Source organism: Haladaptatus sp. HS23, from assembly GCF_056892285.1.
Map to the genome: position 1 here is coordinate 572,198 of NZ_JBXGLH010000001.1, position 19,345 is coordinate 591,542.

21 protein-coding genes are annotated in these 19,345 nt (G+C 62.7%); 9 read left to right on the plus strand and 12 right to left on the minus strand.

Annotated elements, in window-relative coordinates:
* Positions 1-21 precede the first annotated feature (21 nt).
* The 3 genes from AC1XDK_RS03150 to AC1XDK_RS03160 form a co-directional block, all read right to left on the minus strand.
* Positions 22-819: a hypothetical protein gene (locus tag AC1XDK_RS03150; protein ID WP_483348311.1), complete on the minus strand. Its 798-nt coding sequence runs from the start codon at positions 817-819 to the stop codon at positions 22-24.
* Complete coding sequence (locus tag AC1XDK_RS03155) at positions 797-1,972, minus strand: tubulin/FtsZ family protein (protein ID WP_483348312.1); 1,176 nt, start codon at positions 1,970-1,972, stop codon at positions 797-799. The genes AC1XDK_RS03150 and AC1XDK_RS03155 overlap by 23 nt, the downstream gene beginning before the upstream one ends.
* 202 nt (positions 1,973-2,174) lie before the next feature.
* Complete coding sequence (locus AC1XDK_RS03160) at positions 2,175-3,071, minus strand: complex I NDUFA9 subunit family protein (protein WP_483348313.1); 897 nt, start codon at positions 3,069-3,071, stop codon at positions 2,175-2,177.
* 113 nt (positions 3,072-3,184) lie between these two features.
* On the opposite strand from AC1XDK_RS03160, the gene tmk reads away from it, so the two are divergent.
* Positions 3,185-3,778, plus strand: coding sequence for a dTMP kinase (gene tmk / locus AC1XDK_RS03165; RefSeq protein ID WP_483348314.1), 594 nt, complete (start codon positions 3,185-3,187; stop codon positions 3,776-3,778).
* A gap of 28 nt (positions 3,779-3,806) precedes the next feature.
* The gene (locus AC1XDK_RS03170; protein WP_483348315.1) at positions 3,807-4,259 is read left to right on the plus strand and encodes a hypothetical protein; all 453 of its coding nucleotides are present in this window, start codon (positions 3,807-3,809) and stop codon (positions 4,257-4,259) included.
* Here the strand turns inward: AC1XDK_RS03170 and AC1XDK_RS03175 are convergent.
* A complete protein-coding gene (locus AC1XDK_RS03175; RefSeq protein WP_483348316.1) occupies positions 4,158-4,499 on the minus strand; it encodes a DUF7991 family protein in 342 nt (113 codons plus the stop codon). The two genes, AC1XDK_RS03170 and AC1XDK_RS03175, sit on opposite strands and share 102 nt — an antisense overlap.
* 94 nt (positions 4,500-4,593) lie before the next feature.
* Positions 4,594-4,938: a DUF5802 family protein gene (locus AC1XDK_RS03180; protein WP_483348317.1), complete on the minus strand. Its 345-nt coding sequence runs from the start codon at positions 4,936-4,938 to the stop codon at positions 4,594-4,596.
* Between the two features lie 151 nt (positions 4,939-5,089).
* Between AC1XDK_RS03180 and AC1XDK_RS03185 the strand changes: the two genes are divergently transcribed.
* From AC1XDK_RS03185 to AC1XDK_RS03200, 4 genes are all read left to right on the plus strand, one after another.
* The gene (locus AC1XDK_RS03185) at positions 5,090-5,722 is read left to right on the plus strand and encodes a DUF1405 domain-containing protein (RefSeq protein WP_483348318.1); all 633 of its coding nucleotides are present in this window, start codon (positions 5,090-5,092) and stop codon (positions 5,720-5,722) included.
* 107 nt (positions 5,723-5,829) lie between these two features.
* The gene (locus AC1XDK_RS03190) at positions 5,830-6,663 is read left to right on the plus strand and encodes a hypothetical protein (RefSeq protein WP_483348319.1); all 834 of its coding nucleotides are present in this window, start codon (positions 5,830-5,832) and stop codon (positions 6,661-6,663) included.
* A 111-nt stretch (positions 6,664-6,774) separates the two neighbouring features.
* The gene (locus tag AC1XDK_RS03195; protein WP_483348320.1) at positions 6,775-7,497 is read left to right on the plus strand and encodes a metalloregulator ArsR/SmtB family transcription factor; all 723 of its coding nucleotides are present in this window, start codon (positions 6,775-6,777) and stop codon (positions 7,495-7,497) included.
* A gap of 120 nt (positions 7,498-7,617) precedes the next feature.
* Positions 7,618-8,175: a GNAT family N-acetyltransferase gene (locus AC1XDK_RS03200; RefSeq protein WP_483348321.1), complete on the plus strand. Its 558-nt coding sequence runs from the start codon at positions 7,618-7,620 to the stop codon at positions 8,173-8,175.
* Positions 8,176-8,186: 11 nt separating this feature from the next.
* On the opposite strand, the gene AC1XDK_RS03205 is transcribed toward AC1XDK_RS03200, so the two are convergent.
* Positions 8,187-8,657: a hypothetical protein gene (locus tag AC1XDK_RS03205; protein WP_483348322.1), complete on the minus strand. Its 471-nt coding sequence runs from the start codon at positions 8,655-8,657 to the stop codon at positions 8,187-8,189.
* Positions 8,658-8,738: 81 nt separating this feature from the next.
* On the opposite strand from AC1XDK_RS03205, the gene gatD reads away from it, so the two are divergent.
* Positions 8,739-9,980: a Glu-tRNA(Gln) amidotransferase subunit GatD gene (gatD, locus tag AC1XDK_RS03210; protein ID WP_483348323.1), complete on the plus strand. Its 1,242-nt coding sequence runs from the start codon at positions 8,739-8,741 to the stop codon at positions 9,978-9,980.
* Positions 9,971-10,885, plus strand: a complete 915-nt coding sequence (locus AC1XDK_RS03215) for a GNAT family N-acetyltransferase (RefSeq protein WP_483348324.1) — start codon at positions 9,971-9,973, stop codon at positions 10,883-10,885. The genes gatD and AC1XDK_RS03215 overlap by 10 nt, the downstream gene beginning before the upstream one ends.
* A 33-nt stretch (positions 10,886-10,918) precedes the next feature.
* Here the strand turns inward: AC1XDK_RS03215 and surE are convergent, their stop codons facing one another.
* From surE to AC1XDK_RS03235, 4 genes are all read right to left on the minus strand, one after another.
* Complete coding sequence (gene surE, locus AC1XDK_RS03220) at positions 10,919-11,698, minus strand: 5'/3'-nucleotidase SurE (protein WP_483348325.1); 780 nt, start codon at positions 11,696-11,698, stop codon at positions 10,919-10,921.
* Between the two features lie 3 nt (positions 11,699-11,701).
* Positions 11,702-11,977: a ubiquitin-like small modifier protein 1 gene (locus tag AC1XDK_RS03225; RefSeq protein ID WP_483348326.1), complete on the minus strand. Its 276-nt coding sequence runs from the start codon at positions 11,975-11,977 to the stop codon at positions 11,702-11,704.
* 186 nt (positions 11,978-12,163) lie between these two features.
* A complete protein-coding gene (locus tag AC1XDK_RS03230) occupies positions 12,164-13,333 on the minus strand; it encodes a TrkA C-terminal domain-containing protein (protein ID WP_483348327.1) in 1,170 nt (389 codons plus the stop codon).
* Positions 13,330-14,517: a potassium channel family protein gene (locus tag AC1XDK_RS03235; RefSeq protein WP_483348328.1), complete on the minus strand. Its 1,188-nt coding sequence runs from the start codon at positions 14,515-14,517 to the stop codon at positions 13,330-13,332. Before AC1XDK_RS03235 ends, AC1XDK_RS03230 begins: the two co-directional genes overlap by 4 nt.
* A 163-nt stretch (positions 14,518-14,680) precedes the next feature.
* On the opposite strand from AC1XDK_RS03235, the gene AC1XDK_RS03240 reads away from it, so the two are divergent.
* Positions 14,681-15,862, plus strand: coding sequence for an NAD-binding protein (locus AC1XDK_RS03240; protein ID WP_483348329.1), 1,182 nt, complete (start codon positions 14,681-14,683; stop codon positions 15,860-15,862).
* 49 nt (positions 15,863-15,911) lie between these two features.
* Here AC1XDK_RS03240 and AC1XDK_RS03245 read toward each other — a convergent pair whose 3' ends face one another.
* Together AC1XDK_RS03245 and AC1XDK_RS03250 are read right to left on the minus strand one after the other, a co-directional pair.
* On the minus strand, positions 15,912-17,399 hold the full coding sequence (locus tag AC1XDK_RS03245; protein WP_483348330.1) for an HPP family protein: 1,488 nt from the start codon (positions 17,397-17,399) through the stop codon (positions 15,912-15,914).
* Between the two features lie 56 nt (positions 17,400-17,455).
* A complete protein-coding gene (locus AC1XDK_RS03250) occupies positions 17,456-19,324 on the minus strand; it encodes a chloride channel protein (protein ID WP_483348331.1) in 1,869 nt (622 codons plus the stop codon).
* Between the last annotated feature and the right edge of the window lie 21 nt (positions 19,325-19,345).

Consider the following 19,345-nt stretch of genomic DNA (forward strand, 5'->3'; position numbering starts at 1 on the left):
ACGAAAACGTGTGAAATCGGGTCAGCGCAGGCGATAGTTGTCCTGTTGCTGGGAACGGTACCAGAACCCAGCGCCGCCGATGACGAGGAGGAGGACGACCGCAGCGCCGCCGTACATGAGCAGTTTGCTCTGCTGTTCGGACTGTTGTGCCTTGTCGGCCGCCGAGTTGGCACTCTTTTTGGCTTTGCCCGCGAGGTCGATGGCGTTGTCGAAGTTCCCCGCCTCGTAGGCCGAGATGGCGTTGTCGAGGACGCTCTCGGCGTCCGCCGTGTTCGCACCCGACGGCGCGTTCTCGATGGCCCCCTGTGCGCCGACGATGGCGTCACGAGCGCTTTTGCTGTCCTCGGTGTGGTAGTTGGCCGTCCACGTCTCGATCTCCTCGCTGTTGCCACCCTCTCGGGACTGGCTCAGCGTGGCGAACGTGAACGACTGCTGTGGGTCGAACGTGAAGTTGGCGACTTCGGGCACGGTGCCGGACACCTTCACGACAGCCTTGCTCGCGTCGGTGTCGAGGGCAAGCGAGTGGTCGAACGACTGGCCATCGTAGGACTCCTTTGCCTTCTGATTGCCCGCTTGGTCGTAAGTCGTGACCGTCCACGTCACGTCGGTCAGTTCGGTTCGCCCCTCCAACGTCCACTGTTCGTAATCGGTGTAGAGGTCGGTCAACGTCATCGTCGCCGTCACCGAGTCGCCGACAGTGGCGTCGTTCGGGATGCCGTCGTCCGCCGTCGAAATCGCCGTGGCAGGCGCGACTGCCGAGAGGGCGAGCGTGACGACGAGCAACAGGGCAAACAGCTTAGAACAACGGGTCGAGTTCATCCTCATCATCCTCGACGAGATTTTCGAGGTTCGTTTGGCTCTCCTGTTGGATGTCGTCGATGTTGTCCTGTGCCTCGATGGCGACCTGCTGGAGTTCCTTGATACGTGGGACGTTCGTCACGCCCGAAAGCAGGACGACGCTCGCGACGCTGGGTTCGTTGACGGGGTAGTCGCCGCCGCGAACTTCCATGCTGCCGGTCTGCTCTTCGAGCCATTTCCGGCCGCGCTCGATACCTTCCCGGTTCAGGTGGGGGGATGGACCGCTCATGACGAGGAGCGCACGTTCCGTCCCCTGAATTTCACAGGGGAGGGTCAACCGGCCAAGCGCCGCCTTGCGGACGAGGCTCGTGATACGATTGGTCGTGTGCGCGGTGTCCTCGGTCCGTCCGCCGCCTCCGCCGGTGAAGCGCGAGAGGAGACCGCCGGAACTCTGCATCTCGACTTCCTCCGCGGCGTAGCCGATGGTGGACACGCCGCCGCCGGCGAGCGTGTTGATGATTTCGCTGGAGTCCACGACGCTTTCGGCGACGTCGTCGCCGCCACCGATTTCCCCGGCACCGAAGAGGATTCCGAACCGTGTAACGATTTCCTCGTTGATTTCGGCATAGCCGCTCTCCATGCTTTCGCCGGACTGACGCCATGCGTCGTTGTCGAACACCATCAGGTTGTCCACTTCGCGGACGAACGTCTGGAACGAGCGTGCCGCATTCAAGGTGTAGATGCCACCCTCGTCGCCGCCGGGAAGGATACCCAATCCGTAGACAGGTTCGGTATAGATTCGTTTCAGGTGTTTCGCTATGACGGGCGCGCCGCCACTCCCCGAACCGCCGCCCATTCCGGCGATGATGAGGAATGCGTCCACCTCGTGAACGGGGATGTTGTCGATAGCGCCCTGTACTTCGTCGATGTCCTCCTCGGCGATTTCCGCGCCGAGTTCGTTGTCCGCACCCACGCCGTGCCCTTTGACGCGGGACTGTCCGATGAGTACCCGATTTTCCTCCGGGACGTTCTGTAGACCCATGAGGTCAGCGCGGGCGGTGTTGACTGCGACTGCCGCACGGACGATGCCGCTCCGTGTTCGCTGGTCGTATTCCAGGAACTTGTCGACTATCTTCCCGCCTGCCTGACCAAATCCGATCATCGCGAGTTTCATTTTTCGGTACCGTTCTCCGTTGAGAGAAGAACAGACGGAAAGAGAAAATAAACTTTGTGGTATGTTCCGTTTCAAGATATCGACATACAAGGTTAGAAAACGCAAGACGAAGATGGGTTATCGTGTAGTATTTCATCCGACGGTAAAACTATCATATACCCTCTCTTTAAGTCTGGATATATCCAGACTGGTGCCCGTTCTGTTATGTCCGCGGACTGGAATCAATATGTAGGTATTCTCCAAGGGTTGTCAATTCTTCGGGTTGAACGCCGAACGAGGCGACGTCATTATTCATAACAGTGTTGTCAAATTCCAGCGAGCGGTACTGGTCGCCGCCCATCGGGAACCCCGGAATCGCGCCGCCGATTTTCAATCCGACTCCGGCGAGTTCCATCGGAATCGGGAGGACGGTGACGGACTGCCCCTCGGCCCGCCGGACGAGTTTGGCGACCTCCGCGAGCGTCAGGACTTCCGGGCCACCGAGTTCGTAGGTATCGCCGTCACGGGACTCCTCGATTCCGGCCGCCAACATCGGCGCGAGGTTCCCCACCCAAATCGGCTGGAATCGAGTCCTGCCACCGCCGGGGAGGGGAGCGAGATACGGCGGCGTGAGTTTCTTCGTGAACGAGAGGAACTCGCTGCCCTCCCCGAACACGACGGAGGGTCGGAATATCGTCCACCGACAGTCGGACTCCCTCACGAGTTTCTCGGCACGTCCTTTGGCCCGAATGTACTCGGTCGGCCCCGTCGGGTCGGCACCGAGGGCGCTCATCTGAACGACCTTCTCGACGTCGTGTTCTTCCGCCGCCCGCACGATGTTCCGTGTTCCGCCGAGGTGGACGCTCATGTGGCTACGCCCGCGTGGCGGTTTGAACAGCGGCGAGAGCGCGACGAGATTGACCACGGCGTCTTGTCCGGAAAACGCCCCCTCGATGGACGCGTAGGCCGTCACGTCGCCCATCGCTTTCTCGACGTCGGTCGGAAAATCCGCTTCGTCGGGATTTCGCGCGAGCGCCGTCACCTCGTGTCCTCGGTCGAGAAGTTCGCGGACGAGACGCTGGCCGATAAATCCGGTGCCGCCGGTCACGAGAACCTTCATAGCGCGGAACTGTAGGCGAAAGGACCTAAAGCTACCTGCCAACGAGGTGGGTCCGTCCGACGGTTCCCGGCCGAAACCCCGAACGTTTTACCTAGCGACTCGAACGTCCGGGCATGCTGCTAACGCTGGAAGGGTTGGACGGGAGCGGAAAGTCGACCGTCTGGGAGGTACTCCGCGAGGAGTTCCCCGACGCGGTGTTCACCCGCGAACCGACCGATTCGTGGTACGGCGAGGCCGTAAATCGTTCCATCGAGGACGACGACGCGGATTCGGTCGCCGAGTTGTTCCTCTACACGGCCGACCACGCGGCCCACCTCGCGAACACGGTTCGCCCCGCGCTCGAAGACGACAAACTCGTCATCTCCGACCGGTATTCGGACTCGCGGTACGCCTATCAGGCCGTCGCGCTGGATGGGGTCGTCCCCCGCCCGATGGAGTACATCATCGGCGTCCACAAACCGTGGACGCGCCCGCCGGACTGCACCATCTACCTCGACGTCGACCCCGAAACGGGTGCGGCACGAAGCGGCGCGACGAACAAGTTCGAACAGGCTGGCTTCCTCGCGCAGGTGCAGTCGAACTACGAACGACTGATAGACGCGAACCCCGGTCGGTTCGTCCGGGTCGATGCGACCCAATCGCCGGAAGCGGTCATCGAGAGCGTCGTTTCCACCATCGAGCGCGTCACCGAGGACGCGGACGAGTAGTTTTGACGGTGGAGGGCGTACGTCCCTTATGAGCGAGGGGGACGACGATTCGGGACTCGGGTTCACGCTGCCGCCGATGCGCCTGCCGCCGCTGACGCTTCCCGAACGGATTCGACTCGTTTTTCCGCTGTTCGAACTCCCGGAGCGACCGGAGCGCTCCTCCCGAGTTCGTGTACGGACGAGACACATCGTCGCTGCGCTGTTGCTGTTCGACCTGTTGGACGCGATTCTCGCGGTCTGGTTCGGGTCGCCTGCGCCGTGGGTCCGCGCGCTCGTCGGCGTCGGCCTCACTGCACTACTGGTCGGGCCGGTAAGCTTGCTCTACCTCTGGGAACCGCTCGCGGCCGCCGTCGGCGTGGGGTGGTTGGCCGTGGTGCCGTCAGCGACCCTGTTGCTGTTCGCGCGCGTTGTCCGGCAGTTCGACCTCCTCGGGCGGCGGCATCCAGAACAGGTCGATGGAGACGCCGAGCGAGAACGGTAACACCCAGATGAGGATGAGGGCGGTTCCGATGTCGCGGATGCCGCTACCGCCGAACCCGATTACGCCGCTCAAGACGATCGTCGTGACGACGTAGACGAGCGGGACGAGCAAGAGCGTGTAGACTACGGCCCCCCATCGCGTCGAGAGACGGAGGCGGAAAAAGCGAATCACAACCGCCGTGATGACGGTGTTGACGAGGATGATGACGAAAAGTCCGAGCATCGTGGCGGCCGAAACCATACCCGGAAGTAGGGGGTCCGTACTCTTTTGCGTACCGGATGACGGACGAGGACGTGTCGGTCGGTATCGTTCAGACTGCACCGCCGGTTCCGAATCAAGGATGGTCACGCTGATACCGGATGAGTTGCGCCGCGCGGTCCGCTTTCGCCAACAGCACTTCCTTCAACTCGGGCGGGTTTCGAATTCGGGTGTTTTCGAGGACGGAATCGGGAAGCGCGAGCGTGTTGTCGGGGACGCCGTCCTCGGCGTGGACGGGGAAGTGCTGTTGATCTATCTTCATGACGAGCGGCCAGTCCAAGCGCTCTATCCCCTCTCCGGCGGAGTAGAGGGCTTGATTCACGGACTCGTGGTCGTCGGAGGCCATGACTGCGTGGTCGCCGTCGTGTGGTTCGACGTACAACCGACCGAGGTAGTAGCCGCTCGAGAACGATTCGAACATGTTAGTCAATACCACACAAGGACTAATAGTTATATAGTAGTTATCCAGAACAGTTATGTTGAAGAACAAAAGCACCTGACAATCGTTCCACGCGTTCCGGGTTCGGGACGGTGATAGCAGTTCTTTTAGTAGTTCCCGACACGGATACAACATGGCAATCCCCGAGCGGTACGCCCGCTATTATCTCGAAAACACGCCGAGTCTGGTCTGGCTGATAGTCGTCAACGCCGCGGCCATTCTCGTCGGTCTCGATTTCTATATTCGGACGATGCCGAACTTTCCGACGTTCCTCTGGCCGTTGTATGCAGACTCTCCGACTGCGCTCGCGCTCATGGCCGCCTCGCTCTTCACGTTGCTGCCGAATCTCGGCAACCGGCTCTCCGATTCGCCACAGAACCTCCCGCTCGTGTACCTCAACACGTTCGCGTTCGTCTGGTTGTTCAAATTCGGTATCTGGACGTTCATCGCGCTCAATCTCGGGTTTTCGCTCTACTTCGGTCCGCCGTGGGACCAACGAGCGCTCTGGGACTACTGGGGAATCATCATCACCCACCTCGGGTTCGTTGCAGAGGCGTACCTCATCCCGAGCTACGGCACGACGACGAGAGGCGCGCTGGCCGCCGCGCTCGTCGTGTCGCTCGCCAGTGACGTTCTCGACTACGGGTTCGGCTACCACCCACCGCTTCGGTACGAAGTCGGCCTTGTCCTCCCCTTAATAACTGTTGCACTCTCCTTCATTTCGGTCTTCGCGGCGTCCCATGCTATGCGTCGATTGGCCGACTGAGCGTTGCTTTTGAACGTTCTTCTCTTCTCTCGCTTCCTCGTTTCGATTCGTGAACAGAACGAACGAATTACCCCCTTTTTAAGGAGAGGATTAGTAATAATGTAGTGATGAACTCCGCCCGCGCTGTCCTCCTAGTCGTGCTAACGCTCTCCGGGTTCGCTCTCGCCGTCCCGACTGCTGCGGCACCGACGCCGGATGCCCAGACGGACGTCGCTACGACGTCGTTCCAAGCCAATCAGCAGGCGAACAACACCGACAACAGCACGCTCGGTGCCGAAATTTCCTCGTTCATGCAGGTCAGCACCTCGCAGGCGAAGGGAACCGTCGACACCGGGATGTGGGTCGCCCGATTCAACCAGACGAAGAACAAATCCGCACAACAATCCCTCGTCAGCAACAACGTCGGCGACATGAAAAACCAACTGTCGGACCTCCAAGACAGGAAGCAAAAGCTCATTCAGGCCCGAAACAACGGGCAGATCAGCCAACTCAAATACCAGTCGGAGATGAGCCAGTTGATCGGTGAGATTCGCTCGATTCAACACGCCATCAACGCGACCAGACCCCGTGCCGTCACCGTGGGAACGCGGATCAACGATGTCGATAACCTCAGTGAGCAAGCCGACACCGCCGGCGGTCCCGAGATGGTAGAAGTCGCCCGGTCGATGCACAGCGTTCACCTCATCGGCGAGGAGAACAACTCCACGATGGGACCGGGAGGAAACGAGACGGGTAACGAGAGCGGTGAAAGCCCGGGAACGGGCATCGGTGGTATCGGGACCGTGGGCGTCGGAAACGGCAGTGGCGATGGTACCACGAGTGGTGGTGCGGGAAACGGAGATGGGTCGGTTGATGCGGGCGTCGGCAACGGTTCCGTTGGTATCGGAAACGGGACGGTTGGCGACGGTGCGGGCAACGGAACCGTCAGCGTCGGGAACTGAAACCGACCGGAAGCGAGATAAACGGCCGACAGACGCAACAGTTAGGCCGATTTGACCCTTTGACGCCGAGAGACACCCTTTTCCGTTCGGGTTGCCAAGATGTGAGCGCGAATGGACTCTGCCGCGTTGCTCGATATACTCGGAAACGAAAACCGAAGACGTATCCTGCGACTCCTCTCACACAAACCCTGTTACGTCACCGAGATAAGTGACTATCTCGGTGTCAGTCCGAAGGCGGTCATCGACCACCTTCGGAAGTTAGAGGAAGCAGGATTAGTCGAGAGTCGGACCGACGACCAGCGCCGCAAGTATTTCAATATCTCCCGGAACCTCCGACTCGAAGTCGACGTCTCCCCGTACGAGTTCGGAATGAAGAGCGCCTATCCCGCGAGTCCGAACCTCGACGTGAGTTCGTGTCAGTACCTCACACTGAACGTCAAGTATCTGAACGAACGCGTCGAATCCGATGACGCCGACGTGGAGGAGGACGTAGAGCAGATAAGCGACACGGAGGCGAGTGAGGTCGCCGACCTCGCGGCCGAACTCAACTGTTTAGAGGATTTAAAGGGCGAGTTGTCGCTCGCACAGCGGTGGGTTCACGGGCGGATGACGAACGTCCTCGACTCGCTCAGCGAAGCGGTGGACGGAAACGGCGAGAACAGGATTCGAGCCGAGATTTTGGCCGCGCTCGCGGCCGGTGCGGAGACGACGGCGGAGATAAGTCAGGAGGCGAAGGCCCCGGCGCGAATCGTCGAAAACCACCTCGGAAGCATGGCGGAACGGGGAATCGTGGAATTAGACCGGGAAAACGACACGTGGACGCTGGCCGGTTAGAGGTCGCAAACAAAATCGCGATAGTGTACTTCTCCGGACGAAGAATTAGGTCTGCTCGATACGCCGTGGATATTTGCCCGCATCTAAAGAAGCATCTCGAACGAGTATCCACTTCGCCGCATGGGGTCACGAATCGAGTTACGGTCCGTTACCGCGGACGATTTTGACCGGTTGATACAGTGGGTCGAGTCCCCGTCGTTCCTACTCCGATGGGCAGGGCCAGTGTTTTCCTACCCTCTCGATACCGCCCAACTCTCCGAGCACATCGCGGAAGCGAAAAAAGAAGAGCCGATACGGAGGCCGTACAAAGCCGTCACCGACGACGAGGAGATGGTCGGCTATGTCGAGTTAAACGACATCGACCGACGAAACGCTTCCGCATCCGTTTCTCGAGTTATCGTCAGTCCAGACAAGCGGGGAAGAGGGTACGGAACGGCGATGATTCGAAAACTCCTCGAAATAGGGTTTCGAACGTTCGGCCTCCACAGAATCGACCTACGAGTGTTCGATTTCAACGACGGGGCGATAGAGTGTTACGAGAAAGCAGGGTTCAGCAGAGAGGGGGTTCTTCGGGACGCACGCAAACACGAGGACGAGTACTGGACGCTGGTGCAGATGAGCGTGTTGGAGGACGAGTGGCGGACGATAACGGAGAGAGGGGAAGCACCCGACGCCTAAAACGTCGTGAATTATATGTCGCGGGTCAGGCCGTCGCGCAGGTCGCCGCCGAAGTACGCGCCCAACGCGGCGACGAGGAGGCCGGAGACGATACCGATTGCAGCGACGGTGAACCCGCCGACGGTGAGGGCGACGAGATGTTTGAGGGCGAACGTCAGACCGCCAGCGACTGCACCGGCGAGCGCGGTTTCGGCGATTTTCGAGTCGCTCGTCAGCGCACCGAGCAGGAACGACGCGGCGAACATGGCGACGAGGCCGGTGAAACTGCCGATAAGCGGGACGACGCCGCCGACGAACATCGCGACCGTCAGCACGACCGCCGCGAGCCCGAAGTAGCGAACCGAGAACAGGTTCCCGACGCGCTTTTTTGCACGACTGCGACGGCTCTCGCCCCCCGTCCGCTGCTCGCTATCGCCGTCGATGTCGCTGAGGAGGTCGGAGATGTCGTCGTCGGCTTCGCGCGTCCGAGTGCGCTGGGTCATGTTTCCGAATTGACTCCCGTGGGTAATGTGCCTTTCCCCGAAACGAGTGGATTCAAGTCGAACGCCACGCTACCTCGTGGTATGAATCCAGGGGACCGCGTTCGCGTCGAGCGAGCGGACGAAACCTACGAGGGCGTACTGCTTCCCTCCACGACGCCGGACGACCTCGTCGTCAAACTCGACGGCGGGTACAACGTCGGTATCGACCGCGAAGCGGCGAACGTAGACTTACTCGAATCGGAAGTGTACGATATCGAAGAGGAGACGTCGGACGACTCCTCGGTCGTCGAATTCGACCCCGAGTTACCGACGATTTCGCTCATCAGCACCGGCGGAACCATCGCCTCGACCGTCGATTACCGGACCGGCGCGGTGACGGCGCAGTTCGACGCGAAGGACGTGCTTCGCGCGGTGCCGGACCTCGCAGGACGGGCGAACTACCGCGGCCGCGTCGTCGCGAACATCCTGTCGGAAAACATGACGCCCGACGTCTGGCAGGAGTTGGCACGAGCGGTGTACGACGAAGTAGAGAACGGTGCCGACGGCGTCGTCGTCATGCACGGGACGGACACGATGCAGTTCAGCGCCTCCGCGCTCTCGTTCATGCTCGATACGCCCGTTCCGGTCGTGTTCACGGGAAGCCAGCGCTCCGCCGACCGACCGTCCTCGGACAACGTGATGAACGCGGTCTGTTCGGTCGAAGCCGCGAAGGCCGACTGCGCGGAAGTCCTCGTCTGCATGCACGCGACCGAGAGCGACGACGTCTGCGCGCTCCACCGTGGAACGCGCGTTCGGAAGAACCACACCTCCCGCCGCGACGCCTTCGAGACCGTCGGCGCGGAACCGCTCGGCGAAGTGGATTACGACGCCGAGGAGGTCACGTTCCGACGCGACTACGAGGAACGAGGCGCACAGGAACTCGCGCTCTACGACGACCTCGAAAGCGAGGTGGAACTCCTGAAGTTCACTCCCGGAATGAGCGTCGAAGCGCTCGACTACGCCGACGGAAAGGCTGGACTCGTTCTCGAAGGGACTGGACTGGGCCACGTCCACTCCGGGTGGGTGGACCGCATCGGCGAATTAGTGGACGACGGGACCACGGTCGTCATGACCAGCCAATGTCTCGACGGACGCGTCTGTGACCGCGTGTACGACACGGGGCGCGACCTGCTCGACGCGGGTATCGTCGAGGGCGAAGACATGCTTCCCGGTACGGCGAAGGTGAAGTTGATGTGGGCGCTGGCGAACAGCGACGACCCCGAAACGACGATGCAGAAGCCACTCGCGGACGAGATTACCGAACGCTCGGTGCCATGGGAGTAACCGAAATCGAACTCAGGGAAGCAACCCACGACGATTACGAGGCCGTCGTCGCGTTCACGGAAGACACGTGGGCCGACCGCGACGGAGGCGACTACATCCCGCGCGTCTACCACGACTGGATAGACGGCGAGGACCGCTACACCGTCGTCGCCGACGCCGAGGACGACATCGCGGGCATCGTCCAGTGCGTGTCGCTCTCGGACTGGGAAGCGTGGGGTCAGGGAATGCGCGTCAATCCCGACTTCCGCGGGCACGGCGTCGCGAACCGCATGACACACGAACTGTTCGACTGGGCACGCGAACGCGGAGCGACGACGCTCCGCAACATGGTCTTCTCGTGGAACGTCGCGGGACTCGGCCAATCGCGGGCGACCGGGTACGACCCCATCACGGAGTTTCGATGGGCACATCCCGAACCGGATGCCGACGCTGACCCCGCCATGGAAGTCACCGACGACGTGAACGCCGCGTGGAGCTACTGGAGTCGGAGCGACGCAGGTTCGTACCTCCGCGGCCTCGCGCTCGACTTCGAGGAGACGTGGGCGCTGTCGGAACTGACCCGCGAGGACCTCCAGCGCAGTGCGGAAGACGGCGAACTACTCGTCGTGCAGGAGGACGGAACTCGCGGGTTCGCCTGCGTCGCACGCGAGCAAGAATTGCCCGACGAGAACGGAGCGCAAAAGGTGTTCGTCGAATACGCCATCGGCGCTTGGACGGACGCGGATGCGGCCCGCTCGCTGTTCGCCGCGATTTCCCGCGACGCCGCGAGCCGCGGCGCGGACGAAACGCGTGTTCTCATCCCCGAAACCCCGCGTGGCGTCTCCGACGCGGCTTACTGCCGAGTGAAGATCGCCGACGACCCGGATTTCGTGATGGGGATGGACCTGACCAAGGACTACCGCTGACGAATCAGCGGTCATTTTGCACGTCGTTAACGACTACCGCCCGCGGAGCGCACCGAGGACGCCCGAAACCGTGTTTTCGTCCCGAATTTCGTGGTCGACGCCGAGCGGCGAGACGCTGATCTCTCCTTCCGCCAGCGCCCTGCGGTCGGTTCCGACGGGGTCGTCCATGGACTCCGGTCGGTCCGTCCGAAGCGGGTCGTAAAACCGGTCGACGAGGGCGAGAGCCTCCCCGTCCTCCCCCGTCTCCTCGATTCGAACGTCGAAGTCGCGCGCCGGTCGAGTGAGGCGAACCCGCGGCGTTCCGTCGGTGACGGGAGCGTTGACGTTCAGATACGTCCCCGAATCGATGGCGTCAGCGCGCTCGACGAGGGAGCGAGTGACCCGCGCCGCCTGAGCGAAATCCTCGCGTTCGAAGCGAGGGAGAACGCCGTCATCGGGGTCGTAGGCCGAAACCGCGATTCCCGGAACGCCGAGGAAGACGGCTTCCTTTGCGGCACCGACGGTCCCCGAGCGGTCGAGTTTGTGTGCGCCGAAGTTCGGCCCGTCGTTGCATCCCGCGACGACGATGTGGGGTTCCACGTCGAGCGTTCCGAGGCCCACCGCGACGCAGTCACAGGGCGTTCCGTGGACGATGAGGCCACGCTGGTACTCGTCCACTTCGACGGTGTGGGAGTTCGACCGGCCGACGCCGCTCTGGTCCTCCGCGGGAGCGACGACGGTCACGTCGGCCACGGACGTGAGTTCGTCGTACAGGGCGTCGATACCGGGTGCATCGACGCCGTCGTCGTTCGTCAGGAGAACGCGAAGGCTCACGCGCTATCCACCACTCACGGGGGGAAAGAGCGCCAACTCGTCGCCCGGTTCGAGGGCGGTATCCAACCCGTCTTCAGCGAAGACGTCGGTCCCGTTTCGGAGGACGTTGATGTGGTCGCGGAGGCGGCCATCGTCGTCCAGTACGCGGGCTTCGAGGTCCGGCCGAGGAGCGAGAAGGTCGTCCAAGGCATCGCCGACGCTGTCCCCCGGTTCGGCGTCCACGGGTACCTCCTTCCCCTCGGCGAGTTCGGCCAAGTCCGCGAAGAGTTTCCACTGCATAGACAACGAAACGGTCGGCGACGGGAAGTGACTTTCTTTCCACGGGGTGTCTCGACGGTCGGTGCGCTGGAGAGCGAAACGGCCACGAGAAGGTGGCGAACATCGGGATAACCGGCGTCACTACTTTCGCCGCCATCATCGAAACCATCGTCACGCTCACCATCGGACCGGAGTGGTCCCGGCATCCTACGTAAGTTCGGGGGAGAGTTCCTCGGCCGTAGCGTCCGCCGCACGTTCGATTTTACGCAACTGGGTCGGCCGGACCACGACGTACAGCGAGTCCCCGGATTCGAGGATTCGACTCCGTGAGGGCAGCACCTCGACGGGGGCGCGGTCGGGACGGACCGCGACGACGGCCATATCGAGGCTGCCGACGGGAACGCCGACTAGGTCGCTTCCGGGGGAGACGGCGACGACGGCCATCGTCTCGTCCGCCGCCCGGAGTCGCGTGGCGAACTCCTGTTCGGGGCGCGATTCGACGGGAAGCGTCACCAACCGGTACCGGTCCGTCGAATCGAGTTTCGTCGCCTCGGCTTCATCCACCGCGAGCGTCACCACGTCGCCGACGACGCCCCGGATTTCGCCGGTCGTCACCCGGGTCGGGCCGGACTTCTCATCACCATCGTCGTCACGCCACACGGCGACCGAGTCGCCGATTCCGGCGCTGAACGCGGGGTCGGCACGAACCGCAACGGCGACGGTCCCCGGTGCGAGCAGTGGGCCGAGTCCCACGACCCGTCCGCCGAGCGCGAGGTAGTCGACACGCCCGTCGTCGCTGAGGTCGACATCCACGTAGCCGACGCCGTGGTCGTCTTTCAATCGGGAGACGAGCCGGTCCCGGAGCTCGGTGACAGTGAGACCGCGGGGGAACGCGAACGACGACCCCGCGACTTCGGCTTTCGTTTCGGCCGAAACGGTATCGTGACCGTCCATGTCGTCGATGTGTTCGGGGAGCGTGACCGTGACGACGCGACCGACCGTTCGCACCAGACGGCTCACGTCGTCGGTTCCGTCCGGGAGGGCGACGACGTCCGTCGCCGCCCAGTCGCCGACGCGGGCGCTTCCGAGGGCGGTCAGCCCCGCGACGAGAAACGAGACGACCGTAATCAGCGCGTTCGTGAACGTAAGCATGTCCTGACTCCCGGCGAGGATGAACGGCTGGAGCGTCCGCCACGTTCCGAGCCAGATACCCACGGCTCCGACGCCCACGAGTACCGCGAGGCCGCTCGGCACCCGTTCGCGGGTGTACCAGCGATGGAGGAACGCGACCGCACCGGCGGCCGCACCCGAGAGGAGTCCGAGGCCGACGATACGGACGAACGCGACCACGAGGCTCGTCGCCAACAGGGGCATCATGCGACCGCCTCCGAGAACCGTCGAATCGACTCGTCGTCGCCGACAACGTACAGGTCGTCAGCGGCCTCGAGGGCGGTCGTTCCGGTCGGTGCGACCGTCCAGTCACCTCCGCGTTCGAGTGCGAGTACCGCCACGCCGTACGTCGCCCGAACCGAGGCGGCACCGAGCGTCAGGCCGTCGAACTCGCTTCCCGCGCGAATCGAAACCCGTTCCCAGCGCTTGCCCGCGCGTCGGAGGAGGCGAATGAGTTCGAACTCGTATCGCGTGCCCCGCGACTCGACGCGGAGTTTGGTCGGCGTGTCGTCGAGAAGTCGACGTGCCTCCCCGTTCGAGACGGCGACCGTAACGCGCCCGTCCCCACCGGTGGTAGTCGGCGCGAGAGGGGATTGCGCGTCCGTCTCTTCGTTCGCGCCATGGTCGCTGCCGTTCGTTTTGGCGCTCAGTACGGTGCCGCCTATCTCCTCGTTTTCGAGCGTGAAGACGGCGGTATCGTTGCGCGACAGCCCCGTCGGTACGAGAGTATCCACGGAAACCGCGCGTTTGCCGGGCGGGACGCGACGGGAAAGTGACCCTTCCGGCGGTGCCGCGTTCACCGTCGCCGCCGCTCGCGCGTCGATTTCGACGGTCACGTCCGCGAGGTCGTAGTCGGTCCGAAGGCGGTCCGCCAATCGGGATTCCAGTTCCGGGATGGGAAGGTCACCGGGGAACGTCCACTCGTCCTCGGCGATGGCCGTTCTGAGGTCGTCGGGAAGCGGCGGATACCCCTCGATGTCGCCGACGTCGCCCGTCGCTCGCACGCGGACCTGTCCGAACCGCCCGACGCGCTCGATGACGTCGCTCGACAGGCGGTTTTCGCGTAACTGCCGAAATCCGATTCGACGGGGAAACGTCGCCCCCATCGAATCCCCCTTGGCGTGGGCGTACTGGCTCGACAGCATCACGACGACGAGCGCGACGACGATGATCGGTGATTGGTAGATGGCCGGGTCGAGGAGGCCGAGCAGACCGCCCTGCACGCCGGCGATAGCGACGCAAAGGACGACGACACCGAATCCGGGAACGGAGACGCCCGTCACGTACCGGAAGACGAACCCGAGCGTCCACGCGACGAGGGCCGGAACGACGCCGGTCAGCGCCCCGAGATATAGCCCGAAGAGGACCTGCACCGGCAGTGAGTAGCTCATACCGTGGCACAAACGGTCGAATACCAAAGACGTACCGACGGGTTTCGTCATCGAAGGAGCAGGTTTCGACCGCACCATCGCCGCGTACCGTCGATACGTACCCCCGGAAGAGTGACCGTTCGGCCACCCCATTTATCGCGGCGGCCGTCGCACGAACTGTCGTATGGAGGGGGGTCTCCGGCGGCGGTTCACGTCGGCACGCGTAGCGGTGTGGTTAGTCATCGGGGTCGCGCTGCTATCGATAGCGACCGGCCTCGTCACGACTGCAGCGGGACAGACCGCCGACGGACTGTTCGGCGGACTGGTTCCCCTAGCCATCCGACAAACCACCACGTACACCGGCACCATCGTCGGTTTCCTGTTGCTCATCGCGGCGATGGGATTGGGTCGAGGATTCCGGGCCGCGTGGTACGCGTGTGCACTGTTGGTTCCGGTTACGGTCGTCCACGGGCTCCTCCAATCAACTCCGTACTCGCTCCCGCTCGTCGCCTTCGCGCTCGTGACGGTACCCGTACTGTTCGTCGTTCGGGGGCGGTTCCAGCGACCGATGGAACTCTCGACCGCCCAGATAGCCACGGCGGCCGCCGTCGTCGGCGCGCAACTGTACGGCACCATCGGCGCGTACGCGCTGCAGGGCGATTTCAGGAACCTCAAAACGTGGTTCGACGCGTTCTACTTCACCCTGCTCACCGCCAGCACGGTCGGCTACGGAAGCGTTCAACCGGAAACGACCGTCGCCCGTGCGTTCAGCATGACCGTCATCGTCTTCGGAACCGGCAGTTTCGCGGCGGCGCTGGGCATCCTCTTCGCGCCCATCGTGCAGAACAGCTTCGCCAGCGCGCTCGGCAAATCACCCAACTCGAACATCGACCTCATGGAAGACCACTTGCTCGTCCTCGGCTACGGACACCTGCTCACGGAATCGATACTCGACGAACTCGACGGTTCGACCGAATACGTCGTCGTCGCGGAGGACACGGACCTCGTCGACGAACTTCGCGAACGGAAGAAAACGGTCGTCCACGGCGACCCGAGCGACGAGAACGTCCTCGAACGCGTCGGCATCGACCGGGCGAAATCGGTACTCGTCGCCACCGAGGACGACGCCGCCGACTCGCTCGCCGTCCTGACCGCTCGACAGTTGAACGCGGACGTTCGAATCGTGGCCGCCGCTACCGACCGCGAGAACGTCAAAAAGCTGCGTCGGGCGGGCGCTGACATCGTCGTCAGTCCGGCGCTCATCGGTCGCATGCTCGTTCAGGCGGCGCTCGACGGGGACCACGTCGAGGAGTTGGCCGACCAGTTATCGGGCGAACCATCGAATCAGACGTTAGACGACTTCTAACGGGGAGAATCTCGGATGGCGGTCAGCCTCGGTGGATGACGGAGACGAATCAACCCCGATGGACGACGGCAACGTCGCACTCGACGTCGTGAAGTCTCTCAAACGTCGGCGGGGAGATGAACCGCGATGCGGCGCTTCGGTCGGTACTCGCCCCGATGATGACGAGGTCGTAGTGGTCGTCGTTCGCGGTGAGAAAGTCGTCGATGTTCCGCCGCGAAATCCGCGTCTCGAACGACCCCGAGAACGCTTCCACGAGGTCCGCCAAAGTGGATTCGGCGCGTCGTCGCTTCGACTCGCGGTCGATACAGGTACAGACGCTCACCGTTCCGGTCGCTCCGGCGAGCCGTCGGGCGAAATCTATCATCGCGTGGGCCGTATCACCCGCTCGTCGAATGGGGACGAGAACCCGCTTCCATTGGCACTCCCGAACGTCCACAGGGTCCGTGTCCGGTGCGGGACGATAGACGATGGCGTCGATGCGCCCGCGAAACAGTTTGCGAACGAACGGCGACAGGCCGCCGTGTTTCTCCTCGTAGGGGGCGACCACGAGGTCACAGTTCGTCTCGCGGGCGGTCCGCAGTATCGTCCGAGACTCGTTCGTTCCGTCCGCGGCGACGACGACTTCACAGGGCACCCCAATCCGAGTTCGAATCCGCTGGGCCTGTCGTTCGAGGTCGGTGGCCACGTCGTCCGCCGCGTGCGTTTCGGCCACCTCTTCGGTTTCGAGTTCCGTGGCCTGTCCCCTGACCAGCGTCGGGTCCTTTGCGTCCGGCGCTTCGGCGGTTTCCCGAACCTCCTCGATGGCGTTCTCGTCCACGATATCCACCAACACGACCTTCCCGGCGTCGTGTGCGGACGCCAGTTTCGCGCCGAACATGGCCGCATCCTCGGCGTACTCCCCTCGCATCGGAACCAGAACGTGGTCGTCGCCCTTCGTGGATTGATAGAGATAGCGGGAGCGTTTCTGGTAGAACTCGGTGTGCCAGACGCTGAAGACGGAGACGACGATGAGGCTCGAAACGATGACGCTCGCCACGTACGTCGGTTCGTGAACGCCGACGACGACGGCGAGGAGCGACGTCGAGAACGCCGCCGGGAGTTCGAGCGAAAGCGACCACGTCGCCGCGATGGTCAGAAAGACGGCCAATCCAGCGGTGATGGGATGTGCCTCCAGCGGCTGGATTTCCGGCACGTGAAGGAACGTCTCGGAGAAGTAGACCGAAAACCAGCCACAGACCGCGCCCGTCCCGAGGCCGCCGACGAAGTTCCGGGGCGAAGCGTAGCGGCCGTCGGGGTCGCTGAACAGGGTGTAGGTTCCCGAGGCGAGGGGCGGATAGAGGAGAAACGATAGCTCCTCGACGCGGTCGGAAAGCGCCGTAATTCCCGCTATCAGGACGGGAAGGGCGACCATGGCTGTTAGATGGCGGAGATTCGTGCTCGTCTCCAACCAACGGCGAAACTCCTTGGTCTCGCGGCGTCTGACGCGACGAACGCGCGACAACGACCGCTCGAATACCGACCACAACCAGTTGCGCATCAACGAATGGTTTACCAGCGTGAACTATATTCGTTCCTGCCGTCTCGCACCGATTCTCAGTCCTGCTTGCCGGCGCTGACGTTGGGGAGTTTCGATTCGGCGACGACGGGAATGTCGACCTCGGTCCCGCGAGCCAACTCGGGGATGTTGTCGTAGGCGTCGAGGATGTCGCTCCGGGTGACGATACCGACGAGATGGTCGTCCTCGCCGACGATGGGGATGCGGCCGACGTCCAACTTCTCCATGATGTCGACCACGGACAGCAGGTTCGCAGACGGTGGAACCGTCAACACGTCGGTCGTCCCTATCTTCTCGACCGGGGCGCGCTCCTCGTCGGGGAGGTCGATTTCTTCGTTACCCTCGATGGTGTGGATGATGGAATTGGTGAGTTCGGATTCGAGGTCGGTCAGCGTCATGATGCCGGCTAAACCGCCGTTCTCGTCGACGATGGGAAGGCCGTGGTGTTTCGTGCGCTGGAACATGAGGAGGGCGTCCTCGCAACTGTCACCGGTGTTCAGCGTGTCCACGTTGGTCGTCATCACGTCCTTCGCCGTCAGGTCCTCCAAACTGCCGATACGACGCTCTTGCACGGTGATACCCTTGTCGCGGAGTTTCTCGGTGTAAATCGTTCCGCGGTTGAGCAGCCGTTGGGTGACGACGCTCCCGATGACGGTGACGACGAGGAGCGGGAGGATGATGGTGTACTGGCCGGTCAACTCGAAGATGATGAGCGTCGCCGTCAGCGGCGCGCGGGCGGTTGCCGCGAACACGCCGCCCATACCGACGAGGGCGTAGGCACCCGGTCCCGCGGTTCCGGGGAAGAGCATGCTTGCGATGATACCGAAGCCGCCGCCGATCATCGCGCCGATGTAGAGGCCGGGCGAGAAGACGCCGCCGGAACTACCGCTCCCGACGGAGAACGAAAAGGCGAGCAGTTTCAGAATCGCCAGCGCGAGAATGATTTTGAGCGTCAGGTCGCCCGCGATGGCCGAGTGGATGGTCGCGTATCCGACGCCGAACAGCCAATCCGCGGTCGTCAGCGCCGACTCGTGGAGCATGACGGTGCTGATGAGAACGGTGGCACCGAGGAGCAGACCGCCGATGGCGGGTTTTACGTACTCGGGCAGGTCGAGGCGCTCGAAGAAGTGTTCGGTGCCGTACAGCATCTTGACGACTGCGGCACCGGACAGGCCGATGAGGAAGCCCAATCCGATGTAGAGGGGAAACTCCACGACTGGCGTGACCATGTGGTAATCGACGGGAACGAGGAACGCCCGGACGCCGGGATTCGGCGTGAACTGTAGGATGGTCCGAGCGACGGCCGTGGACATCACGGACGCGAGGACGACGACGATGACGTTTTGGAGATAGTACTCGGCGAGCAGGATTTCCAACGAGAACATGACCCCCGCCAACGGCGCGTTGAACGTCCCAGCAATGCCCGCCGCCGCCCCCGCCGCCACTAACGTCCGGGTGTACTTCTGGTCCATGAAGCGTCCGAAGAAGGACCCCGCCGCGCTCCCGATTTGGATGATTGGCCCTTCACGACCCAGCGACCCGCCGCTGCCGATGGCGAGCGAGGAAGCGACCGTTTTGTACACCGAAATCTTCGGGTCGATTTTTCCCCCGCGAACGAGCATGGATTCCATGACCTTCGGGACGCCGTGACCCTTTACCTCGGGCGTCGTCAGGATGACGATGACCCCGACGAGAAGCCCGCCGATTGCGGGGAGCAAGAGAAACCGTCCGGGACCGAGAAACGACAGCAAACCGAACACGTTGGGAACGTCTATCAGTTCGAATTCGACGTTTCCCGGGTTGAGTGTTTTTCCGAAAAAGACCTCCTGTGCCGCCCAAATCGTAAATCGAAAAACGACCGCGCCGAGTCCGGCGATGATTCCGATAATGATCGCGATAAGATTCATCTGGATTTCTTCATCACGGAG

Coding starts and splice junctions, on each gene's coding strand:
- AC1XDK_RS03235 (WP_483348328.1), bottom strand. CDS start 14,517: ATGAGCTACTCACTGCCGGTGCAGGTCCTCTTCGGGCTATATCTCGGG.
- tmk (WP_483348314.1), top strand. CDS start 3,185: ATGCTGCTAACGCTGGAAGGGTTGGACGGGAGCGGAAAGTCGACCGTC.
- AC1XDK_RS03190 (WP_483348319.1), top strand. CDS start 5,830: ATGAACTCCGCCCGCGCTGTCCTCCTAGTCGTGCTAACGCTCTCCGGG.
- AC1XDK_RS03225 (WP_483348326.1), bottom strand. CDS start 11,977: ATGCAGTGGAAACTCTTCGCGGACTTGGCCGAACTCGCCGAGGGGAAG.
- AC1XDK_RS03150 (WP_483348311.1), bottom strand. CDS start 819: ATGAACTCGACCCGTTGTTCTAAGCTGTTTGCCCTGTTGCTCGTCGTC.
- AC1XDK_RS03170 (WP_483348315.1), top strand. CDS start 3,807: ATGAGCGAGGGGGACGACGATTCGGGACTCGGGTTCACGCTGCCGCCG.
- AC1XDK_RS03240 (WP_483348329.1), top strand. CDS start 14,681: ATGGAGGGGGGTCTCCGGCGGCGGTTCACGTCGGCACGCGTAGCGGTG.
- gatD (WP_483348323.1), top strand. CDS start 8,739: ATGAATCCAGGGGACCGCGTTCGCGTCGAGCGAGCGGACGAAACCTAC.
- AC1XDK_RS03180 (WP_483348317.1), bottom strand. CDS start 4,938: ATGTTCGAATCGTTCTCGAGCGGCTACTACCTCGGTCGGTTGTACGTC.
- AC1XDK_RS03215 (WP_483348324.1), top strand. CDS start 9,971: ATGGGAGTAACCGAAATCGAACTCAGGGAAGCAACCCACGACGATTAC.
- AC1XDK_RS03155 (WP_483348312.1), bottom strand. CDS start 1,972: ATGAAACTCGCGATGATCGGATTTGGTCAGGCAGGCGGGAAGATAGTC.
- AC1XDK_RS03245 (WP_483348330.1), bottom strand. CDS start 17,399: ATGCGCAACTGGTTGTGGTCGGTATTCGAGCGGTCGTTGTCGCGCGTT.
- AC1XDK_RS03185 (WP_483348318.1), top strand. CDS start 5,090: ATGGCAATCCCCGAGCGGTACGCCCGCTATTATCTCGAAAACACGCCG.
- AC1XDK_RS03230 (WP_483348327.1), bottom strand. CDS start 13,333: ATGATGCCCCTGTTGGCGACGAGCCTCGTGGTCGCGTTCGTCCGTATC.
- AC1XDK_RS03160 (WP_483348313.1), bottom strand. CDS start 3,071: ATGAAGGTTCTCGTGACCGGCGGCACCGGATTTATCGGCCAGCGTCTC.
- AC1XDK_RS03200 (WP_483348321.1), top strand. CDS start 7,618: ATGGGGTCACGAATCGAGTTACGGTCCGTTACCGCGGACGATTTTGAC.
- AC1XDK_RS03205 (WP_483348322.1), bottom strand. CDS start 8,657: ATGACCCAGCGCACTCGGACGCGCGAAGCCGACGACGACATCTCCGAC.
- AC1XDK_RS03175 (WP_483348316.1), bottom strand. CDS start 4,499: ATGGTTTCGGCCGCCACGATGCTCGGACTTTTCGTCATCATCCTCGTC.
- AC1XDK_RS03195 (WP_483348320.1), top strand. CDS start 6,775: ATGGACTCTGCCGCGTTGCTCGATATACTCGGAAACGAAAACCGAAGA.
- AC1XDK_RS03250 (WP_483348331.1), bottom strand. CDS start 19,324: ATGAATCTTATCGCGATCATTATCGGAATCATCGCCGGACTCGGCGCG.